Origin of the sequence: Amycolatopsis sp. NPDC051372 (genome assembly GCF_040682095.1) — a bacterium.
Taxonomy (GTDB): domain Bacteria; phylum Actinomycetota; class Actinomycetes; order Mycobacteriales; family Pseudonocardiaceae; genus Amycolatopsis.
The window spans coordinates 1-21,408 of record NZ_JBFBAF010000051.1 but is presented as its reverse complement, the minus strand read 5'-3'; the positions used below and the strand labels follow the sequence as shown (position 1 = coordinate 21,408).

The following is a 21,408-nucleotide window of genomic DNA, read 5'->3' as shown; positions in this document are numbered from 1 at the left end:
CGGCGCCGGCCGACTGCGCCACACCGCATGGCGAGGCCTGCGCAACGACAAGCCCCTCTCCGCCGTGCTCGTCCCCGCGCCCACGCGCCCTCTTCCGACGAACCCGACCCCACCCCAGGAGCCAGCGGCAGCGCCCATCGTTCTGGGCGAGCGCGTCACCGTGCAGGTGGAGCACCGCCAGCTCACGCTGTCCAACTTGGGCAAGGTCCTGTACGCGGCTGATGGGTTCACCAAGGGCGAGGTAATCCACTACTACAGCCAGATCGCCCCTCTGCTGCTGCCTCATCTGAAGGACCGCCCAGTGACGTTCGTCCGCTGGCCGGACGGCGTGGAAGGTGAGCAGTGGTTCGAGAAGAACACGCCGCGAGGCGCTCCCTCGTGGCTGCGCACCGTGCAGCTGCCCAGCTCCGGCTCGCGGGGCTCCGGGAAGACGATCGAGTATCCGCTGATCGACGATCTACCCGCGCTGGTCTGGGCGGCGAACCTCGCCGCGCTCGAACTTCACGTTCCACAGTGGACGATCTCCGACGGCGGGCGCAGCCTTCCTGACCGGCTCGTGTTCGACCTCGACCCCGGACCGGACACCTCCATCGTCGAGTGCTGCCGCGTCGCCGTACGGCTCCACGATCTCCTGACCGCCGACGGCCTTGCACCGATGCCGAAAACGTCTGGCTCGAAGGGCATGCAGCTCCTGACCGCGATCGGCACCGACGACCCGCGCGCACCCTCTGCGTACGCGAAACGACTCGCGCAACTGCTGGCTCGCGAAACCCCCAACGACGTCACGGCAGTGATGGCCAAGGCTCAGCGCACCGGACGGGTGTTCATCGACTGGAGCCAGAACAACCCTGCGAAAACCACCATCGCGCCGTATTCGCTACGTGGCCGTGAACAGGCGACGGTCTCCACCCTGATCACGTGGGACGAAGTCCGTGCCTGCCGCAAGCCGGCCCAGCTGACCTTCACCACGGACAACGTCCTCGACCGCACCGCCGAAATTGGCGACCTGCTGGCCGACCTCGCCGATCAGCATGCCCCCCTCCCGACACCGCACTAGGCCCATCCGGGGACCGCACGTCACCTTGCCCGGCCTACCGCGAGTACCGCTGGTCGTGTACAACAACCTAGGTGCCTGGCGACATCGACTATGTCCGGTTGCTCAGCGAGCTGAGCTCAGCCACCTTCAACGTGCTGCGCCCTGCGCAGCTCGCAGCCTTGCAGCGGTACGCTGCTGATCACAGCTCGAAGCCTGATCTGGCCGTTGAGCTACCCACCGGTGCCGGCAAGAGCCTGATCGCGCTGCTGATCTGCGAGGCATGGCGACGTGAAGGCAAGACGGTGGCTGTGCTCACCGGGAACAAGACACTGGCCCGCCAGATGGAGCACGAGGGGCAGCAGCTCGGTGTACCGGTCGTGCGCTTTGAGGGCGCCGGGGACACGATCCCTCTGCCTGATCGACGACGGTATCGACGGGCACAGGCAATCGCGGTCATGAACTACTGGGTGATGTTCAATCAAAACCCAGTTGTCGACAGCGCGGACCTCCTGGTTATCGATGACGCGCATCTAGCCGAGGGAGCACTAGATTCCCTTTACTCTGTCGAGATCGACCGTCACGCCCAGCCGGTTCTATTCCAAGCGCTCGTGCGGGACCTTGCGCAAGCCTTCCCTGACTATGCAACTTTCCAGGATGCCTTGGCGAATACCCCCTCGCGCACAGGTACCGAATTGCTGTCATTTCTCGACCAAAGCGCGTTCGTCGACAGATTCCGTGCGATCGTCGACTCCGCTGCAGAATTGCAGACAGATATTGACCTGCGCTACCGATGGGCCCGCGTACGCGAACGTCTCCATGAGGTGAACATCTATTGCTCCACGCGGTCACTCTGGCTGCGACCGTACGTCTACCCACTGCAAGACAATCCCCGATATGCCGATCCCGAACAGCGAATTTATCTCTCTGCAACCATTGGCGACCCGTCCGATCTTGCACGCCGACTAGGCACGAAACCAATAGTGCCATTGCCGATTGAGGCTGGCCAGGCGGCGGAGACCTACGGTCGCCGACTGCTCGTACTTAATCCGGACGACGCCGCCGACGTGCCGGTGCGACTCGCGAACATCATCGCCGCGGCGTTGCGGATCCAGCCCAAGAGCGTGTGGCTGTGTGCGTCTAAGCAGGACGCCGAGGAGTATCGCACTGCCATCGCCTCGTGGCTGGGAGCTATGAACCTACCTGCGGGACCCACATGGCTGCTGTCAAGTCTTGGAGACGAGATTGAGCAGTTCAAAGCAGCGTCGGCTGGACACTTGTTTGTGGGTGGTCGCTTTGACGGAATGGACTTCTCGACCGATCAATGCCGTCTAGTGATCCTCGCAACCCAGCCGCGAGCCATCAATCCGCAAGAGGAATTCGCCGCTGAATACCTCCGCGATGCCGGGTTCATGATGCAGCGCTTGAATCAGCGCATCGTGCAGGCGCTGGGAAGGTGCAATCGGGCTGCGGACGATTTCGGCGTCTACATCCTCGCGGATCGTCGCTTTGGTGCCCACTTCGGTCAGGAGTCACGCCGACGGGGCTTGCCCGCGAATGTGCAGGCCGAGATTGACCTCGCGGAGAATGACACCCTACTTGAGGATAACGCTCTTGTGGCGCGGGCCACCGCGTTCCTCAAGCGCGACTTCCAGGATTTCGACCGCGACTTGGCTCAGGCTGCCTCGGCATTGCCGCAGATCGCGAACGGCCTCGGGCGCGATGACTCCATTGCCGAGGTAGCCGGATGGCTGGAGTTGCATTCACGACAAGACTACTGTTCCGCGGAGGAATCTTTTCGCCAGAGACAAGAAGCATGCAGCACGTTAGGGATGCGCGAACTCGGCGCATTCGCACAGTGGTGTGGAGCGAAGGCTGCTTTTTTGGAAGGTCGCCGCGGGGATGCGACTGCTGCGGTCCGCTCTCTCGACATACTCCAGCATGCCATTGCGCGCGGTGGAGTCTCGTCGTGGTTCAACCGTCTGCGCTCATCTCTTCTCCGTCATCAACAACAGGCACCAGCAGCCCGGACCGTCAATCCGGATGATTTCCGCGTTGTAATGATACAGAGCTTCGACGACCGTCTGGAACACGTCGGCATAGGTCCTCGGTTCGAAAAGTGGCGAGCGCGTCTTACTGCCGGATTGACCTCCAGAAGCCACGATCAATACGCCGAAGCGCTTCAAACTTTTGGAACCCTGCTCGGATTCAGCACAACACGACCTAGCTATGGGGCCGCCACAGATTGCCGGTGGCGTGGGGTATTCGGCAATCAACGTGAAGTGGTGACCTGGGAAGCAAAGATTGAGCATCAGGACACCAGCGCCGTCGACGCACATGCCGTAGGTCAAGCGCACAACCAGGCATCACGCGCATGGACAGAACTCAACAGCCAAGGCTATGCGGTCCGAGGCGTCATCGTCACACACCTCGAACAACTTGATCCCGCCGCGGCCGCCAGCATTGGGTTCATCAAAGTAGTTCGCCAGGATGCCGTTGCAGCGCTGTGGACTCGCGTCAACGAACTACTTGGGGTCTTCGCAAGTACATGGTCCGCAGAAGTCCCCGAAGCACGGCTCGCGGCAGCCGAGAGCGTGTCGGCATATCTTCCAGCTACGGGTTGGCTCATTCGCGCCCTTGATGCCACAACCATATTTGCCGACGGTGAAGCACTTCTGCGGGAGTGGCCGAGGTAAGCCGTCGCGACGGCGAACCGTGCGGTCGAGCGGGTGCGGCGTGTGCGCGGGGAGCTCGCCGCTCTGCTTCCAGCAAGTGGGCTGCGGAGGGGCACCACCGTCGCCGTGGAGGGGTTGACCGCGCTCCTCGACCGGACGATCGAGCGCGCCAGCGGATTCCCGGTCGAACCCGCCCTCGGGACCTGCTCGATCAGGAGTTCGACGAGCTTCGGCTTCACGAGGTTCATGCTCACTCGTGACGCTGGGTCTCCAGAATGTTAGATTTGAGTTTGCACGGGGTGGGCTGCGGTGCGCACAAACCAGGCCACGCAGGGTGCGCTTGACGCGTCGAGGTTCAGTCGGGCCCGTGTTCAGGTGGCAGCTGCGGCGTCTGGGCGACCTCGGCGAGTGCCACCCGCCGCAGCCGCGCCGGCGGAGTGACGTCGGCCGCAGCCCCGGCAACCCGGCGATCTGGCGGAACCCAGTCACTTCGCGCGCGCTGACCGCATTCCCCGAGGGGGGCGTTCGAACCTGGCGCGCTCGATGGCTAGCTGTCCACTATCGGGCCGGCGGATCTACACCATGCGCGAGTGGATGGGCGGCGACAAGCACTTCTCTCAGACTGTCACTCCAGGCGGAGGCTCGACAGCTGTAGACGGAAAGGCGTTCTATGAAGTCGGCGGAGCGTTCTTCGATCCTACAAGCTCCCAGTACAGGGTGTACTACCCGACCGACTTCTTCCGTTGTGATACGGCAAACTACATCCCCGGTACTGCTCAAGGGTGCGTCTTCACCGGAAGGACGCTAGTGCTCAACTATGGGCCGGAGAGGTCGCGGTACCCCGACGTGGTTAGTCACGTTTTGACAGCCCAGTCAGCGCCAGGAGTCACCAAACCTGGAACGTTCTCTCTGATTCCAGGCGGCGTGAACTCAGGATATCCTCTGACTCGACTACTTCCCGAAAGGGATACAGCCACATACAACAGAAACCACGCGAAGGCAGTTTCGACCTGCGTGCAGTTCTGGGGTCAGAATTACACGCAAGGTGGCAGGCTGGATTGTGACGAATATCCATTTAGGTCAACCTATCAAGGTGCAGCCCATAGCGACACGCAGACGGCAGTCGGCTACTCCGCGACACCGCTTGATAAAACTCAGAACCGTACAGCTGGCAGCGACCTTGGGCTATTCTACAAGAACAACAGAATTCTCGACGGCGACGGATTTTATGTTTCCGCAGACCGACCGCGTCTAAACCTTGCACGGAGGCCTCGATGCCACGATCGACCGTGACTCGTGGTGTGGTCGTGGTATCGTCGCCCTGTGGTAGCGGAAAGCGAAGAACTACGGTTCGAGGTTCCGGTGTATCCAGGACTCTTCTACCTGGTAAAGGGACGATTCGAGGCCGACGCGCACCCGGGCACGCTCGTAGGCCGGATGCTGTCGAGCCGGTTGATCTGCATCTTTGGCACGGGAGGGATCGCCTTCAACAGCCTCTTCGAATCACTCACCGCGCAGGTCATCGTCAAGTTCACAGCGGCAGCCTCAGTCGACACGCTCGATCACAATTCGACGTCGGGCTCGCTGACGTTAGGTTCAGATGGCTTCCACTTCGAGAACCCGGACCAGGTCGTGGGCGGTTCTGAAGTAGTTCCACCGACCCAAGGCACTTACCACGTGTCGGTCGAACGCTACGCGCTCGCCGATGAAACGAGCTACGTTCCGATACCCGAAAACATCAATCCAACAGGTCTGGAGCGCTGGACTTTGACCTTCACCTTGTTGGACCCTGCAGCGGCTAGCGGCTCGAACGCCTGACCTAACGAGAGCCTGGTTCATCTACCGACTAAATGACGTACGTCGATGCCTGCGATGCGCTCTGGCTCGATGCGGCCGCCGCGGAAATAGTCGACGACGATCCTGCCTTGGGCGCCGACCTCTACCCGCAGCCGAGCGCGACAGCAGCACCGACGCACGGCGCCGGCGCACGTCCACGATCGTTCGAAGCCGGTCGCGTATCAGGGTGGCTGCCGGAGCGCGGAAGCCGACAACAAGAGCCCGTCTGGCGGAGCTGTCCACGGGCCGGCTTCTTCGTGGGCGAGCTGCAAGCTCCGAGAGAGTTGCCGATGCGAGGGTGCGAAGAATCTCAGTGGTAGCCGTCGGGAGGCCACCGGGCCTGCACTGATACAACGCCGTCGGTTTGTGCGATGTTATGTGTATGAACAGAGCACGCGTCGCCTTGACGGTTACTTGCGTGGCGGTGGCCGGCTTGGGTGTTTGGTTCGCTGTGGCTAAGTGGGATCAGGCCAATAGGGCCGCTACCGTAGCTTCCGCCCTAGGGGCAGTGGCCGCAGTCGGTGTTGCGGTGTGGACCGCCCTGCTCGCCTCGCCCGGTCGAGCTGGATCGGGTCGCACGATCCGGGCCGCAGGCACGGGGAACGCAACTGCCGCGGGTGCTGGCAGCAGCGCTGTCTCAGGAGTACGCGGCACAGCCGGGGAAGCGGGGCCAGTCAGCGCGCGTAACACCGGAGAAGCTCAGGCCGATGATGGCGGCAGCGTCGTCACCGGCGTCGACCTCAGCTGATGTCCAGTCGCAGGTGGTGCCGGTGAGATTGGAACTGCAGTGAGCAGGGCTGGAGCGAGGATCGGTTTGAACGGCGGGAGACGAATCAGCTTCGGTAGGGACGTGGCCGCAGGTGAGCACGGCTAGGGTCTCCAGGTCCGGGGACGCAATCGCGACTGCGCCGGGCGCGGTCGCGATCAGCGGGGCGGGCACCGTCACGGTCGCCGCCGCCCCGGCGGCGGTCTCGTACTACCGCGACCAGATCGCGCAGATCGCCCCCGACCGGTTGCTCGATCGGACCGTGGAGCTCGCCGAACTGGCTGCGTTCTGTACCGCGGCCGACGATGATGCGCCGGCGTACCGATGGTGGCGGGCACCGAAGTGGTCGGGCAAGAGCGCGTTGATGGCCTCCTTCGCGCTCGCACCGCCGCCGGGAGTGCGTGTGGTGGCATTTTTCGTCACCTCCCGCTGGGCCGGGCACGACACCAGGGAAGCATTCGTGGATATCGTGGGCGACCAGCTGGCCGAGATCCTCGGTGAGCCTAGCCCGGCGACGATGCCCCCGCATGTGCGTGACAGCTACTTGACCGGCCTGCTCGCGCGCGCCGCACAAGCTTGCCAGAGCAGGAACGAACGGCTAGTTCTGCTGGTCGACGGCCTGGACGAGGACCGCACCACCCCGCACGACCGCCCCGGGTTGGGGATCAGCATCGCCGCCGCGTTGCCTGCCCGTCCACCGATCGGGATTAGGATCCTGGTCGCTGGCCGGCCTAACCCCCAACTCCCCGCCGATGTCTCCGCCGACCATCCATTGCGCGATGCAGCCTCGCTGCGTCCCCTGGATGCCTCGGCCCACGCGAAGGTCGCTGAGGACCGCATGCTCCTGGAATTGGACCGTATGCTGCATGCCGGTCCAGAAGAACGCGATCTGCTCGGGTTACTCACCGTCGCCCGTGGCGGTCTGACGGCTGCCGATCTTGCCGAACTGACCAACCAGAGCACGCGCCAAGTTCATCGCCGGCTGCGCAAAGTCGCGGCGCGAACCTTCGATACGCGCAACGCGCACTGGCGCCCGGACAGCACCGTCTTTCTACTCGGACACGAGGACCTCCAGACAATCGCCGCCGATGAACTGGGAGAGAACCAACTGGCGGCCTACCGGCGTCACCTGCATGAGTGGGCGGATCGCTATTGCGGCCTAGACTGGCCGCCGCAGACACCGGAATACCTGCTCCGCGGTTACCACCGCATGCTCACGGCGACTAACGACCTGCCCCGTATGGTCGCCCTGAGCACCGACGCACGGCGCCACAATCGCATGCTCGACCTGTCCGGAGGCGACAACGCTGCCCTGACTGAGGTCATCGTTACTCAGGATCACCTGTTTCTCCAGAGCCCCGTCGACCTGCTGGCGATGTTGCGGCTGGCGATCCATCGCGACCACCTGATCAGCCGAAACGATGGCATCCCCGTCAATCTGCCTGCTTGCTGGGCTCGCCGCGGCTACACCGACCGCGCGTTTGCCCTTGCCAGCTCCATCAGTGACCCGGAGAACCATGTGGCTGCACTAAGTCACCTTGTATTGGCGGTGGCCGAGGTCGGTAGCCCAGCGCAAGCACGTTCATTGCTTGACCGAACGGAGGCGGCCGCGCGCAACATCAGTGACCCGTTCACACAGTCTCAATCTCTGCTGCACGTCGTCGCTGCAACCGCGACGAGAGGTGATCTGGAGCGGGCGGAAGCGCAAGCGCGTGATATCAGTGATCCCAGGATGCAGGTGCAGGCGCTGGCATACCTGGCCAAGGTCGTGACACGAGCCAATGACATCGAGCGAGCCCGCGCACTAATTGCCGACGCGGAGACGACCGTTAGCCGGAGACTCGATTCTGGCCCTCGATCCATCGAGCTAATGGCCATTGCGAAGGCACTCGTGGGAATCGGCGAGGTGCAGCGGGCAGAAGCCGTCGTTCGCAGCCTCGGCTCCTACGAACAGTCGTCGGTGCTCACCCAACTCGTCGAAGCGGTCGCGCGAACCGGCGAGGGAGAGCGCGCCGATGCCATCGCCCGGACCATCACCGACCCTGGCGGCCGGGCCGGTGCGCTCGCCCGCCTCGCCGCGACGCTCGCACAACGCGACCGTGAGGATTGCAGCGACCGCGTCCGCTCGCTCGTCAACGACGCCGAGGCGATTGCCCGCGACATCACTGAGCCGTCCATCAGGGCGAAGGTTCTCGCGGACCTGGCGGCGGTTGGAGCTCGAATCGGCGATATGGACCGCTCTCGTGCGTTGATCGACGAGGCCCAAAACGCCCTCCAGACCGTTTCCGGACACCATCAGACAATGATCTTGACCGCAATTGTGAAAGCAACCGCCGCCTGCGGCGACCTGCTGCGAGCCGAGACCATGGCCCGCAGCATTCCCGATCTGCGGTCGCGCACCATGGCGCTGCAGCAGGTGGCAATACCACTGGCACGTGCGGGCAATCTGGATCACGCCGAAGCCCTGGCCAGGGAGTTCATCGACGTGCCACTTCGTCCACACCCACGAACCGATGTGGCAGCGGCGATTGCCGAGGCGGGCGACCTCGTGCGGGCTGAAGCAGTAGCCCGCGGCATTACCAGCGCACGGCGGTGGGTATCGGCTCTGTGTGACGTCGCGGCTGCGCTGGCTGAGAGTGGCGACCTGGAGCGCGCCGAAACGCTCGTCCGCGACGAGATCGACCCACTCTGGCAGTCGTCGCCCTTGGAACGGATCGCCGTGACGCGGGCGCGCCACGGCGATCTGAATCGCGCAGAAGCCCTCGCTGACCACATCACTGACCCAGATTCCCGCGCGTCAGCGCTAGGGAAAATCGCTGCAGCGATCGCCGACGCCGGCGACTTTGAACGAGCGCGCAGGATGCTTCATCACGCTGAAAACGCTGCACGCAACATCGGTGACTTTGAGTATCAAGCCAAGTTGTTCATTCACCTGACGGAGGTGGCTGTCGACATCGGCGAGGAAGACCGAGTGCGTGCGCTGGTGGACCACGTCCTGTCCATCGTCCCCAATATCGCCGACCGCGATGGGCGCGCATTGGTGCAGGCCTGGCTCGTGGAAGTCCTTGCCCAGGCCGGAGACCTGGAGAGCGCCGAGTCCATCGCGTGCGACATCGACAACCCCGACAGCTACCTGTGGTTGTTGGCGGACATCATCGACGCGTTCGTGGACGCCGGCGATCCCCGACGTGCGCGTCTGCAGATCAACCGCGCTGAGACGCTGGTTCAAAGCTACGCCGAGCCAAGCGAGCAGGCGTGGGCGCTCGCCCATCTGGCGGGGGCACTCGTGCAAGCCGGTGACCTGGAAAATGCGCGCTCAGTGGTCGATGAAGCCGAGACCGTCGCCCACACCGTCGTCAAGGCAGAGATCCAGGACTGGGCACTGCAGTGGGTTGCTGGGGCTGCCGCATGGGCAGGTGACACGGGGCGAGCCAAAACCATCGCCGATGATCTCATCACACCTGGCCACAGAGAAGGCGCACTCACGGACGTGACGGCGATGTTCGCCGAGGAACACGCCCGAGAACACATCGAAGCCATCGCGAGCGGCATCTCCGACCCCAACCAACGGGCCACAGCGATGCTTAACCTGGCGAAATTGTCGCCGGAATGCTCCAACGAGTCCCCTGGATCAGGTGATGCTTGCCGCGTGACACCGCAATCACTCGAAAACGGCGATCCGGACTACCAGCAGCTACTAATCGCCACCAGATTGAGACTGACCGAGTGGGAGAAGTCTATCGAGGTACTCACTGCGGTGATCCCTGCGGCAGCGACAGTCGCACTACACGAAATGGGCGTGCTTGGCTGGCGACCGGTGCGCGCAGTCTCAGCCGACACCAGAGGTGAACTCTCGTGACCACGGTCGGCGAACAGATCCAGAGCGCAGACGAGGCGATCCGCTGAAGCATCCAGCTACTGGCTGCTCGAGTGCCCGAGCAGCGCCTACACCACCTTGGGATCGTTCCCCCGCAGCCACCGAAAGGCTGGCGGCACCGTGCCGGAGATCGTGCAACCGGATCGGCGGCAGCCCGGCCTCCACGACAAGCCAGCTGAACATGTGCGTCAGGTAGCCGAGGCTGAACGGACTTCCGTCGGGTCGGCCGAAGGCCAGCCCGACGGCTGACCACTGCCGACGCGAACGTGAAGTCTCCGCAACGCACTCGCGAGGACGTGATCCAGAGCCAAGATGCGCACGCTCGCCTCAGTCTTCGGCGGGCATGAACCCGGGCAGTTTGCAGCAACGCGGTGATCTTGTCGCGGCGGGCGCCGAACTCAGCCAGCAGCAGCGGTCGCGGCCAACGTTCCATACCGTTTCTGGTGCCCACACGTGGCCACCAAAGCCAGCGCGTAACGTCTCGCCGCCTCGTGGCGACTACCGACGTGATCAACTCATGGAGGAACCTGGCGTGGATGCAGCGACAGCGGCCCTGATCGGTGCGGGCATTGGCGTCAGCGGCACCGTCATCTCACCCGTCATCACTGCATGGCAGGGAAGGCGGGCCAAGGTCGATGAACTGCGTCGCGACGCCTACGCTGCAGGGATATCTTCGATGGTCGGCATTCCTTTTGCCAAGGACCAGATTGACCACGAAGCAGTTTACCAAGCCATCCTTTCAGCGCTCGGTGACATTGAAATGTTCGGAAGTCCGCAGGCCGCCCAACGATACTCAGACTTCGCAGACACGCTCGATGATTGGCGAGAGAACGGCAAGGTTGGGGACTTTTCGGTCGCACTGAAAGAATTTCAGCGCATAACCCGCTCAGAGATAGGCGTCGACCGACGTCGGGCCCGCATAATTTCATGGGCGAAACAAAACTATTCCTTCAACAGGAGAATTCTCGCCCGAAAGAACCGTGCAGACCAAAGATAACGCTCAATGGGTCTGAACCGCGTGGCCGACGGCCCGCTCCTGCCAAGGAGCGGGCCGCATGCTCAGGAGCGGCAGCACGCTCTCCCGAACCAGTAGGCCCGCTTGGTAATTCTCTGCTCAGCGGCCGCTGTGATCATGCCCTTCATGGGCGTCGAGCGAGGCCACAGCTGTGAACGTGTAAGTACCGCTACCGATCGACAGCCGCGACCCTGCGGATGTTTCAGAGACGGCACTCACGAACGGTGCTTCGCTCAGGTCCGCACCGGACCCGCGGACGCTGTCCGGGTCCGATGTCGGGATGTGGACCTCGGCGGTCGCTCCAACAGGGATCTCGACGTCCAGTCGTAGCTGGCCGTCTGTGATGGACCACGCGGAGCGGGCGAGTCCGCGCGGGGTCCGGTAGGTGGCGGCGGCGCGGGTGATCGAGCCGCCGGGCTGGGGTGCGATCTGCAAGCGGTCCCAGGCCACCGAGTCGGGGTGCTGGGCGAGTCCGGCGACGCCTTCGAACAGCCATTGCCCGACCGAGCCGAGCGAGTAGTGGTTGTAGGAGTTCATCGCCGCGGACTGCGGGCCGGATTCGAGGGTCCAGCCGTCCCAGCGTTCCCAGATCGTGGTGGCGCCGTTCTTGATGGAGTAGCCCCACGATGGGTATTCGGTCTGGGCGAGCAGCTTGTGGGCGACGTCGGCTCGGCCGTTGTCGCTGAGCGCCGGGCACAGCAGCGCGACCCCCAGGAACCCGGTGGTGAGCCGGTAGCCGCGCCGTTCCACGGATTCGACGAGGCGGTCGAGCACCTTGCCACGATCGGCGAACGGCACCAGGTCCCAGGCGAGCGCCATCAGTTGCGCGGTCTGGGTGCCGGCGCCGACGCGGCCATCGTCGCCGAGGTATTCCTTGGCGAATGCGGAGCGGATCCGCCCGGCGAGCGTCGCGAACCGGTCGTGTTGCTCGTTGTCGCCCAGGACTCCGGCCGCGCGGGCGGTGAGGTCGGCGCTGTGCGCGTAGTACGCGGTGGCGACGATCTCGTGATCGGTCTCCTCGTCGACGCTGAGCCAGTCGCCGTAGTCGAAGCTGCGGGCGTGCCGCCAGATCGCGTCGGGGTTGTGCCGTTCGATGAACTCGACCCAGCGGGTCTTTGGGCAACCCCGCTGCATCCCGCTTGCTCGCCATCACTGAGGAATCAACTTGACTTTGGGCCGTCTGAACTCGTCGTCGCCGTGTTCGATATCGGAAATCGGACTTCACACGCAGGACACCAGAGCTCCTTGACCCGGCCGGTATCGGCGTCCGTGCGCATAGCTCTCCGACCGTCGCGGACGTACCACAGGCCGCGGACGGCGGCGGTGTTCTGTGAGCGCGAGTCGGGCTTTGCTGGTGGCACGTCGGAGCCGTTGCCGCCCGCCGGGTGCAGTGCCGGGCGTCAACGAAGGTGCCGCCGGCACGTCTCTTGAAGCGCGTGCACAGACTGATGCGCAGAACGCAACAGATTTCCCGGATCAGAGCGTTGCGTATTTCAATCCTGGGCGCCAGTGTCGATGCGTGCGAACTTTCAGTCCGGAGTTGCGGGGCGGGCGATGTCGGGGTGATCGGTGCTGTCTTGCCTGGGGCAGGGGTGCCCGAGCGAGGGCGGGGCGAACCACCGCGTCTCCGCGGCCGCTGAGCACCTCGCGAGCGGTTTGGCGGTGTGTCGAGAGGGGTATTTGCTGGTCAGAGCGGAGGAGTGACCATGCCGGAGCGCAGTTGGAGCGGGAAACGCGAACGTCAGTACGAGCACATCAAGTCCTCGCGGAAGGACCGCGGCGCGAGCAATTCGCGCGCCGAGGAGATCGCGGCCCGCACGGTCAACAAGAATCGCGCGCAGCAGGGTGAGTCGGAGACGGCGAGCAAGAGTTCGACGCAGGACACCAGCCCGCAGAAGCGCGGCGGGAAACGCTCCGGGAACCGGCAGGGGCCGGGCGGGCCGACCAAGGAGCAGCTTTACAACGAGGCCAAGAAGCGCAACGTCAAGGGCCGCTCCACCATGTCGAAGAAGGAACTGCAAAACGCCCTCGGCCGTTAGCCCGCCACGGGCTGACTGGACGCGGTGGCGCGAGCAAGATCGTGGTGTTGACCTCGTCTCCGTGTGGTCGAAGGGGCGCCGGGGTACAGGCACTGGCATGAGAGCGGCCGCGGCCGCGGTGATGGCGGCGATGAGCGTCGCGGGCTGCGGCACGGCGAGCGAGGCCATGGCCCGTGACGTCGCCCAGCGTTTCACCGACCGCCCGACGAGTGCACTGCTCGCACCACGCGCACGGGATGTCACGAGTTGCTCCTCGCTTCCAACCCTGCCCCGCACGCCGGTCCGGAAGGTGTCGGCGTGGGGGCGAGGAGGCGCAGATCCGCACCGACGCAGACGTGCTCTTCCTGCACGAGTTTCCGGCCGGCTGGCTGATCACCGGCGCCGGCTGCCGGCCGCACAACGACCAGGTCTACGACTGCACGGTAGGTGGCCGATGAAAGCGCACGCGGTTTTCGTTTCCTACCTCATCCCGGTGCTCGCTTCGCTGGCCTTTCCTCGTGATCGGGCTCCTGGGCCGATGAAGCGCGCTTTCCTGCGGGACAACGGCCTGTCGCTGATCTTCGGCGCCCTGTTCCTGGTTAGCCTCGCCGGGCAGGCGTGGTCTGGCCTGGTGGACTTCAACAACGACCAGCTCGCCCGCGGCGCACCCCCGGTCAGTTTGGGGCGCTACCTGTTGTCCTCCTCGTTTGCGGTCGACGCCGCGGAGAACTGGCAATCGGAGTATCTCCAGTTCTTCTCTACGTCTTCGCCACCGTCTGGCTCGGAGTCCAAACCGGCCGGACGCATCGGCCGCTAAACCGCAGAAGACCAGCTGCTGGGCGAACACGCGCGGCCGGACTCACCTCGCTGGGTCGCGGCCGGAGGCTGGCGCACCGCGGTCTCCCGCTCCCTCGGGCTCATGATGGGCGGGATCTTCCTGCTCTCCTGGCTGGCACAGTCCGTCGCGGGCGTCGCCGCCTACAACGCCGAACAACTCAGCGAGTTCGCCGATCCCCTCACCTGGCCCGAATACCTCACTTCGGCAAACTTCTGGAACCGCACGCTGCAGAACTGGCAATCGGAATTCCTCGCGATCGGATCCATGGCCATCTTCAGCATCTACCTGCGCCAGCGCGGCTCTCCCGAATCCAAACCGGTCGGCGCACCCCGCCACGTCACCGACGAAACCGGCTGACCCGGCGACGCAGTCACCTGGTGCGGCCGCCGCGACCGGGACGGCCGTCCGATCAATCGTTGCGTAACACAACCATGGATGATTTGTCGCCGGCACGGGCCGCGTCGGCGAAACGGCCCAGTGCGGACACCGCGGCCCGCCGGTCTTCGGGCGTCAGCCGGCTCAGCACCGCGTCGAGCGCCCGGCGCCGTTCCTCGTCCACACGGTCCACGACCTGACGACCCTTCGCCGTGGGGGCCAGCAGCGTCTCGCGCCGATTCAGCGGGTTCTGCGCTTTCTGGAGCAGGCCCAGGGAAACCAGCCGTTCGCACGCTCGCGTGACGGTCGACGGGTGCGCGACTGCGACACCCTACTGATCATCGGCTCGAACTTCCCGTACTCGCAGTTCCTCCCCGACTTCGGCCACGCGCGCGCCGTGCAGATCGACCTCGACGGCCGGGTCATCGGAATGCGCTACCCCACCGAGGTCAACCTCGTCGGTGACGCCGGCGCCACCCTGCGCGCGCTGCTGCCCAGGCTGGCGAGCCGGGAAGACCGCTCGTGGCGGGAAAAGATCGAGAAGAACGTCGCGTCGTGGTGGGACACCGTCGATCGCGAAGCCGCCGTCGACGCCGATCCGGTCAACCCGATGACCATCGTCTCCGAACTGTCCCGCCGCCTGCCGGACAACGCGATCGTCACCGCCGACTCCGGCTCCTCCACCAACTGGTACGCCCGCAACCTCCGCATCCGCGGCGACGTCCGCAGCTCCCTGTCCGGCACGCTCGCCACGATGGGGCCGGGCGTGCCCTACGAACCACCTCAGCAGGGGCGCCCCGCAACGACGGATACCGAATCGCGATCAGCAGCCCGACCACCGACAGATCCACCGCAGGCGCCACCAGCGGCGCAACCCAGACCGGCACCCCAGCCGCCGCGCCAAAGTGAACACGTTCCCGGAACCGAACAGGAAAGTCCAGAGCCACGATGCCCCCGATCAACGTAACCGCCGAAAGCACCGGATCGCGCTCCTCGCTCGGGCTCATCACAACAACCGCCCTCCCCGCCAGCCCTCAGCCGAACCACCCTTGGCCCGATCGACCTGCGCGAATACCTCGACAGAATCCGGCACGTGCGAGCCCGAGAAGAGCCCGAGACTGCGCGCTGACTGCCGGGGGATGATCGCGGCGGTCGCTTCGGCGGCTGCGAAAGCGACTTGGGGGAGCACGCTGGTGTAGATATCCGAGGTTGTCGTGATCGACGAGTGCCGCAGCATGTTCTGCACAACCTTCATCTCCACGCCTGCGGCGAGGGCCAGTGTGGCGGCGCCGTGGCGGAGGTCGTGCAGGCGGATGGGCGGCAGGCTGGCGCGTTCGACGATGTCGTAGAAAGCGTCCGTCACTTCAGCGGGATGCAGTGGAGAGCCGTCCGACCGGGGGAACATCAGGTCGTTCTCGTGCCAGTCGCTGCCCAGGCGTGCCTTATCGGCGTCTTGCAGGGCCAGGTGTAGCCGGAGCACCAGTACCGAGTCTGCGTCCAGGGCGACGATGCCTTCCGAGTTTGTCGTTTTGGGCTTTGTCTGCGCGGTCTCCCAGCCCCACTGCACAATCTGGTTCGTCACGTTCAGCGTGCCCGCGTCCAGGTAGCATTCCGAACGTCGTTGCCCGCACGCCTCGCCTCGACGCAAGCCGACGTGGGCGATGACGTGAAACAGCGGATACAGCGGGTGGTTGACCGCGACGTCGAGGAACACGCCCGTCTGGTCGGGCGTCCACACCATGACCGGGCCGGGCTTCAGGCCTGTCTGGCGCCACAACAGGACTCGCTCCGGCGTCCATACCAGCGGCGTCGGCCGTATCAAGGCCGGCAGTTCCACCAGCTTGGCCACGTTCGCCAGCAGGATCCCGGATTTCTCCGCAGGGCTGAGCACCGTCTTTAGCGTTCCGTTGATCTTGTGGAGGGACGTCGGCCCGACGGGGCGTTGCCATTTCACCGCTGCGATCTTCACTTGGTCGCCACTCTGCCGGAACTCCGCGATGCGCTCGTTGTTCTCGATGATTGCCTCGTACATCGAGTCCAAGTGGTGTACCCGCAGCTTGCGCTGGCGGATGCCGCCCAGATGCGGACGCAGATACAGCCGGTCATGCGACTCGTACGAACGGTAGGTGTTGCGGGCCAGCTTGCCGCGTTCGACGGCCTTGAGCTTCGTGGCCAAGAACGCCTCCAGCACCTCGTCCATGCGGGGGTCGTCGGAGACATCGGCGCCCGCCTTGACCAAACGCCGCGTCTCCTCGACGTCCGGCAGCTTCGTCTTCTTCCCGATCGCCTCGGCGATGAGGTCCGCGATCTTACGGCGAGTTTCGACATCATCGTCGTCAGGAATCCCCAGCAGATTGCGGACTTGCGTGAGCTCGGTCTGAGCGTCAGTTGCCGAATCGAACCCAACACGGCGGCGCGGGCGACGGTTGCCGCTCGCGTCCTCGGGCAACTCGATCCTGAACGCCCAATTTCCGTGCCGGCTGTTCTTCAGCTTGGGGCATGATGCCCCCAGTTCCTTTCCTTTCGCGTCTCGGCACGAACATCGCCGATATGTGCTTCCCTCGGCCATGCGTCAACGTTCTCCTGTCTTCGTGGAACCAGCGGTTCTGCTGGCAGATCTGAATGCTCGCGCTGCAGACCGTCCTCGGGGAAGCCCGAGCCCACCCATGTTCACCCCATCGGGGGTTCCAGTCCGAGAGCCCGAAGAAGCCCCGCAGTCGGAACGCGATACTCCCCACCGACGCGCAACACTGTGCACGGGAAGCTGCCTGAGCTTGCCAATGCGTATGCCGTTGTCCGGCCGATCCGCAAGGCCCGAGCCGCCGTCATCAAGTCCACCACCGTTGGCAGTCCGGCTACTTCGGAGATCGCCATCACATCTGCCTTGCATTGCCCGGATTTCATACGCCTGCCTCAACTTCAGCAAGTCTGCGTTGCGCCATGGCCTGGCTCGCTGGGTCCAGGTCGATGCCGATGAAGGCACACTCGTGCTCCAGAGCTGCGACGCCGGTCGTGCCGCTGCCGCAAAACGGATCAAGCACAACAGAACCCGGCTGGCAACTCAGGCGCACGCAACGCCGCGCGATCTCCAATGTGCCCGCCGCCGGATGCCCTGTGCGGGAACGGCCCGCCGGCACTCGCCACAGATCCACCCCGGACTCGGCGGCTCCGCCATCGAGGTTTCCTTGTCGTGCCAGACAGAAGACCATCTCGTAGCGCTGAGCGAGTCGGTCTTGCACGCTTTCCGGTCGTGCGTTCGGCTTCTCCCACACCACCGCGTTCCGCAAGAACCAACCGCGCTCCAGCAACGAAAACACCACTCGCCACGGCACCCCGATCAGATCCTTCCGTCGGCAAGCCGAGGTTGGCGGCCGATGCACCCCGTAGCCCATCGCAGATCGCGCTCGGGCAGTTCGTGCGGTAGACCCTGCAGCGACGTAGTTGCCCCACGAGCCCCCGAAACAGTCGCCGAGGTTGAGCCACGCCGTCCCGCCCGGAGCGAGAACCCGGCCCGCTTCGTCGAAGGACTCGGCGAGCCGTGCCACATAGCGCTCGACAGTGGACTCCGCACCGAGCTGCCCTCCGACGCGATAGTCCCGCAGGCCCCAGTACGGTGGTGACGTCACGACACAATCGACCGATGCGGTCGCCATCCCGGTCATCACCTCTGCCGCGTCCCCCACGAGCACGTCGAACGTCCGTCGATCGGTCACGCTGGCGGGTCCATGAAGTCGGTTCATGCTGCTGCGCTCCAGTTCGTCCGGTCACTCTTCAGACCAAGGCGGCGCAGAGCGACGTTGTGCAAGCCGGGGTTAAGATCGATGCCGACGTAGGAACGGCCGAGCTCGCGCGCCGCCAGACCGGTCGTGGCGGCACCGCTGAATGGATCGAGCACGATTCCCTTCTCCGGACAGCCGGCGGCGATGCATCGCCGCGGCAGACCGACCGGGAACGGTGTCGGGTGGTTGTCGAAGATGGGCTCCGGAGGGAATGACCAGACATCTCCAGGGTTCTTCCCCAGCGAGCGTGCGGAGGAGCTGCAACCGGCTGCAGGGTCACTCACACTCTGGCGGTGTTTGCCTGAAACTCCGGCGTCGCCAGATGCCGACTTCGAGTGCGTCAGTGGTTCACGAATCGCATCGAGGTTGAAGAAGTATCGTCGCTGCTTGGTCAGCAGGAACACCACATGATACCGGTTCCACGGGTCGCTTCGAACTTCTCCCGATAGCGCCCTGGTTCTGTTCCAGACGATCGCGTTGCGCAATATCCAGCCATCGGCCTGGAGTCGGAACGCGACCCTCCAGGGCATGCCCGGGAGGGCCTTCGTTGAGACGTCATTCGGCGGTTCGGCTGAGTACGAATCGCCGAGGTTCAGCCACACGCTGCCGGTGTGCGCCAACACGCGGTACAGCTGAGCGAAGACCTCCCCGAGGCTGTTCAAGTACCTCGACGACGTCGCCTCGTCGCCGAGCAGGCGGCCGTGGTTGCTGCTCATCCGGGTCTGGTGCGCGTCCGGGTCCCAGCATGGCGGGCTGGTGACTACGCAGTCGACCGACTTCGACGGAAGGTCTCCGAGGATGGTGGTCGCGTCGCCGCTGTAGAGCGTGGTCCTGGCATCTTGGTAGTGGATGGTGTCGTCGGCCCGAGGGTTCATGCCGCCTCCTGATCGTTGTCGAAGCGCGCGACGCTGACCGCGTCGTGCTGGGCTGAGCGACTTCGACGAGCCGCACGGCTGCCGGCGGAGAGGCCGACGGTGTGTGTTGCTCGCATCCACTCCGAGTAGGAGGCACCGCGCACCGCGGGCGAGGTGATCTCGACCTCAGTCAGACACGAGGCGCGGGCTGTTCCCTCGGCGGCGAGTACGGCGTCGTGGGCAAGCTCGAAGACGAGCACCTCGTGGTGCGCGACGAGCGCGGTTCGTGAACCGCCCGACCGCGCTCGGGCAGCGCTTCGACGTTCGGTCAGCGAGGCACGGGTGACCAGTCGGCTGCCGCGTAGTTCGGCGGTCAGCGCGACGCACCGTTCGACCGGAACCAACCCAGCCGCGGTCGCGCCGGCGACGAGCTGGGTGGTCAGGTCCGCCAGTTCGCCGTCCGGGTGCCGGTGTGGTCTCGCGACGACGACGAGATGACCCCCGTCGCGCAGAAGCGACTCGTAGTTGCGCAGGGGTGTAGCGAAGTCGGCGGGGGTGGACTTGGCTGGGTCGGGGTCGCCGGACTGGAGCGGACCGGTGCGCAGGCTCGTCAGGATGAGTGCGACTCGACCGATCAGGCCTGCGGCTCGGGCGGTCCCCAGGGCCTGCGGGTGGGCGTCGAGAACGGCGCCGTCAGGCCAGGCGCCCGCGTGCTTAGCGGCGGTGACGTTGGCGCGTGCGAGGGTCCACCAGCGGCTTTGCGGGGTCAGTCCGAGCGCGTGTCGGCCGGCATGCAGTGCCGCATTCAGCACGGTGCCAGCGCCGCAATCCGGGTCGACGACGAGGTCGCCGGGGCGGGTGTAGGTGGCGATCGCGTGCGCGGCAACAGCCGGCGGAATCCGCTCGGCGTCCGCATCGGTCTCTGGCACGCAGCCGACGTCGCGCAGTTGAGTGAGTGGGTCACGTTGTCCGGTCGGCCAGACCGACAGCGGAGGCGTCCGGTCGTCACGCATCGGATGTCTCCTCCTCGTGTGCAGGCGCCCGCAAGGCCGGCCGGCGCGTGAAGACGAGGAGGTCGTCGTGGGCTTGAATGTGCCGGTTCGGCGCGAAAAGTTGTGACGGCACGGCTCCCACACCGGGGTGATTTGTGAGCTCGGTCGAGCCAAGAGCACCGCGTCGTACGGGCACGCGCAGGAGCGCGATCCGGTCGAGGTACCGCAGCCCTGCGCGCCGCGCCGCAGGCACAAGCAATCCGGCTGGGTCTCTCCATCGCTCATCAGGTTGGTCACCGCGTGTGATCACCGCGAGGGCTCCGGAGGTGGTGAGCGATCCGGCCCAGTCGGCCGGGTGGAACCAGCCGAGGGTCGTCACGTCGGCGGCGGCGGCGATGAGGTCGAAGCGGTCCTGGTCTGCCGTCGTCGAGGCGCGGTCCGGTCCGTACCCGGCTGGAACCGACCGCGCCGTGGTCCGGTCGGTCATCGGAGTGCCCGTGCGCGGTCCGGGTCCGGACTCGGCCTCCGCCGGTGTCCGCGTGGGATCCCCCCAGCCGGGGTCGAGATCAGCAACGGCGGTCTGAGTCCGGACGCGGCGCCCGAGCCGGGCGACTGTCCATGCGGCTTCCTGTAGTCCGGCATACGGACCGCGCAGGCGATAGGCAGGAGCACCTGCCGGCGGCCGGGATATCGACGGTCCGAGGTACGCCGCCGGTTCGAGGATCAGCACTCGATCACAGGGCACCGTGTAGGCCGTCACGATCTTCACGATCGCCGTCAGCAGCCAGTCGGCCAGCAATCCCGTTCCTCCGCTGACGCGGGGTTGGGCACAGGGCCAGACGGTGCTCGGCCGGGCCGTGCGCACGACGCGGCGTGGCGAAGACACGGCGCGGGTCCCCGACTCCCGCGAGGCGTTCGGGAATGAGCGCACGGGAGCAGGTGTGTGCTGAGCGCGAGAGCAGGTTCCTCGCTGTTTCTTGCCGCGTGCTGGGCTCATCGCGGATCTCCTTCGTGGGAGGCTCGCCGAGTTCTGACATCCCTTAACTCCCGACTGCGACGTCATTTTGGACCAGCCAGGAATGAATTCTCGCGACACAACCCATCGGGATTTCAACGAAGCTGCGAACCACCTGGAATTCGCGTGTTCGGCCGCAGTTTGCTCGTCAGGCTGCGGATGTAGTCGGTCTGACTGATGCCACTCCTCCGAAAAGCTAGTAGAAGTACTGGTCGACGAGATCCTTGAGCTACTAGTGTAGCGTGTCGTTAGTTGTTTGACGGTTGGGTGGGTGTCAGAATGCGGTATGGCGAATCGACCGGCTGCCGCGCTGTCTCTTCGTGATGGTGATCGTG

At 65.0% G+C, this 21,408-nt stretch carries 13 protein-coding genes and 2 pseudogenes; 8 read left to right on the top strand and 7 right to left on the bottom strand.

Annotation, left to right across the window (positions count from 1 at the left end):
* The first annotated feature begins 64 nt into the window (after positions 1-64).
* From ligD to AB0M56_RS46625, 5 genes are all read left to right on the top strand, one after another.
* Positions 65-1,057, top strand: coding sequence for a non-homologous end-joining DNA ligase (gene ligD / locus AB0M56_RS46645; RefSeq protein ID WP_364188934.1), 993 nt, complete (start codon positions 65-67; stop codon positions 1,055-1,057).
* 71 nt (positions 1,058-1,128) lie between these two features.
* Positions 1,129-3,729 carry a helicase C-terminal domain-containing protein gene (locus tag AB0M56_RS46640; protein ID WP_364188931.1) on the top strand — a complete coding sequence of 867 codons (2,601 nt, stop codon included), beginning with the start codon at positions 1,129-1,131 and terminating at the stop codon, positions 3,727-3,729.
* 1,302 nt (positions 3,730-5,031) lie between these two features.
* Positions 5,032-5,526, top strand: a complete 495-nt coding sequence (locus AB0M56_RS46635; RefSeq protein WP_364188928.1) for a hypothetical protein — start codon at positions 5,032-5,034, stop codon at positions 5,524-5,526.
* An 878-nt stretch (positions 5,527-6,404) separates the two neighbouring features.
* A complete protein-coding gene (locus AB0M56_RS46630) occupies positions 6,405-10,169 on the top strand; it encodes a hypothetical protein (protein ID WP_364188925.1) in 3,765 nt (1,254 codons plus the stop codon).
* Between the two features lie 361 nt (positions 10,170-10,530).
* Positions 10,531-11,184: a hypothetical protein gene (locus AB0M56_RS46625; protein ID WP_364188922.1), complete on the top strand. Its 654-nt coding sequence runs from the start codon at positions 10,531-10,533 to the stop codon at positions 11,182-11,184.
* Positions 11,185-11,301: 117 nt separating this feature from the next.
* Here AB0M56_RS46625 and AB0M56_RS46620 read toward each other — a convergent pair whose 3' ends face one another.
* Positions 11,302-12,336: an alpha-L-rhamnosidase C-terminal domain-containing protein gene (locus tag AB0M56_RS46620; RefSeq protein ID WP_364188919.1), complete on the bottom strand. Its 1,035-nt coding sequence runs from the start codon at positions 12,334-12,336 to the stop codon at positions 11,302-11,304.
* Positions 12,337-12,908: 572 nt separating this feature from the next.
* Between AB0M56_RS46620 and AB0M56_RS46615 the strand changes: the two genes are divergently transcribed.
* Positions 12,909-13,241 carry a plasmid stabilization protein gene (locus tag AB0M56_RS46615; protein WP_364188917.1) on the top strand — a complete coding sequence of 111 codons (333 nt, stop codon included), beginning with the start codon at positions 12,909-12,911 and terminating at the stop codon, positions 13,239-13,241.
* Positions 13,242-13,338: 97 nt separating this feature from the next.
* Positions 13,339-14,415, top strand: a pseudogene (locus AB0M56_RS46610) (DUF6766 family protein).
* A gap of 52 nt (positions 14,416-14,467) precedes the next feature.
* On the opposite strand, the gene AB0M56_RS46605 reads toward AB0M56_RS46610, so the two are convergent.
* On the bottom strand, positions 14,468-14,626 hold the full coding sequence (locus tag AB0M56_RS46605) for a hypothetical protein (protein WP_364188914.1): 159 nt from the start codon (positions 14,624-14,626) through the stop codon (positions 14,468-14,470).
* A 120-nt stretch (positions 14,627-14,746) separates the two neighbouring features.
* Between AB0M56_RS46605 and AB0M56_RS46600 the strand changes: the two are divergent.
* Positions 14,747-15,208, top strand: a pseudogene (locus AB0M56_RS46600) (thiamine pyrophosphate-requiring protein); the annotation flags it as partial.
* A 231-nt stretch (positions 15,209-15,439) separates the two neighbouring features.
* On the opposite strand, the gene AB0M56_RS46595 reads toward AB0M56_RS46600, so the two are convergent.
* The 5 genes from AB0M56_RS46595 to AB0M56_RS46575 all read right to left on the bottom strand — a co-directional run bounded on the left by AB0M56_RS46595 (position 15,440) and on the right by AB0M56_RS46575 (position 20,079).
* The gene (locus tag AB0M56_RS46595; protein ID WP_364188911.1) at positions 15,440-16,882 is read right to left on the bottom strand and encodes a tyrosine-type recombinase/integrase; all 1,443 of its coding nucleotides are present in this window, start codon (positions 16,880-16,882) and stop codon (positions 15,440-15,442) included.
* 221 nt (positions 16,883-17,103) lie between these two features.
* Positions 17,104-17,262, bottom strand: a complete 159-nt coding sequence (locus AB0M56_RS46590; RefSeq protein WP_364189010.1) for a helix-turn-helix domain-containing protein — start codon at positions 17,260-17,262, stop codon at positions 17,104-17,106.
* 71 nt (positions 17,263-17,333) lie between these two features.
* Positions 17,334-18,146 carry a site-specific DNA-methyltransferase gene (locus AB0M56_RS46585; protein WP_364188908.1) on the bottom strand — a complete coding sequence of 271 codons (813 nt, stop codon included), beginning with the start codon at positions 18,144-18,146 and terminating at the stop codon, positions 17,334-17,336.
* Positions 18,147-18,169: 23 nt separating this feature from the next.
* Positions 18,170-19,087 (bottom strand): site-specific DNA-methyltransferase, encoded by a 918-nt coding sequence (locus AB0M56_RS46580; RefSeq protein ID WP_364188905.1) that lies wholly within the window; start codon positions 19,085-19,087, stop codon positions 18,170-18,172.
* Entirely contained in the window at positions 19,084-20,079 is a 996-nt protein-coding gene (locus tag AB0M56_RS46575; protein WP_364188902.1) for a DNA methyltransferase, read from the bottom strand. Before AB0M56_RS46575 ends, AB0M56_RS46580 begins: the two co-directional genes overlap by 4 nt.
* Positions 20,080-21,408 lie beyond the last annotated feature (1,329 nt).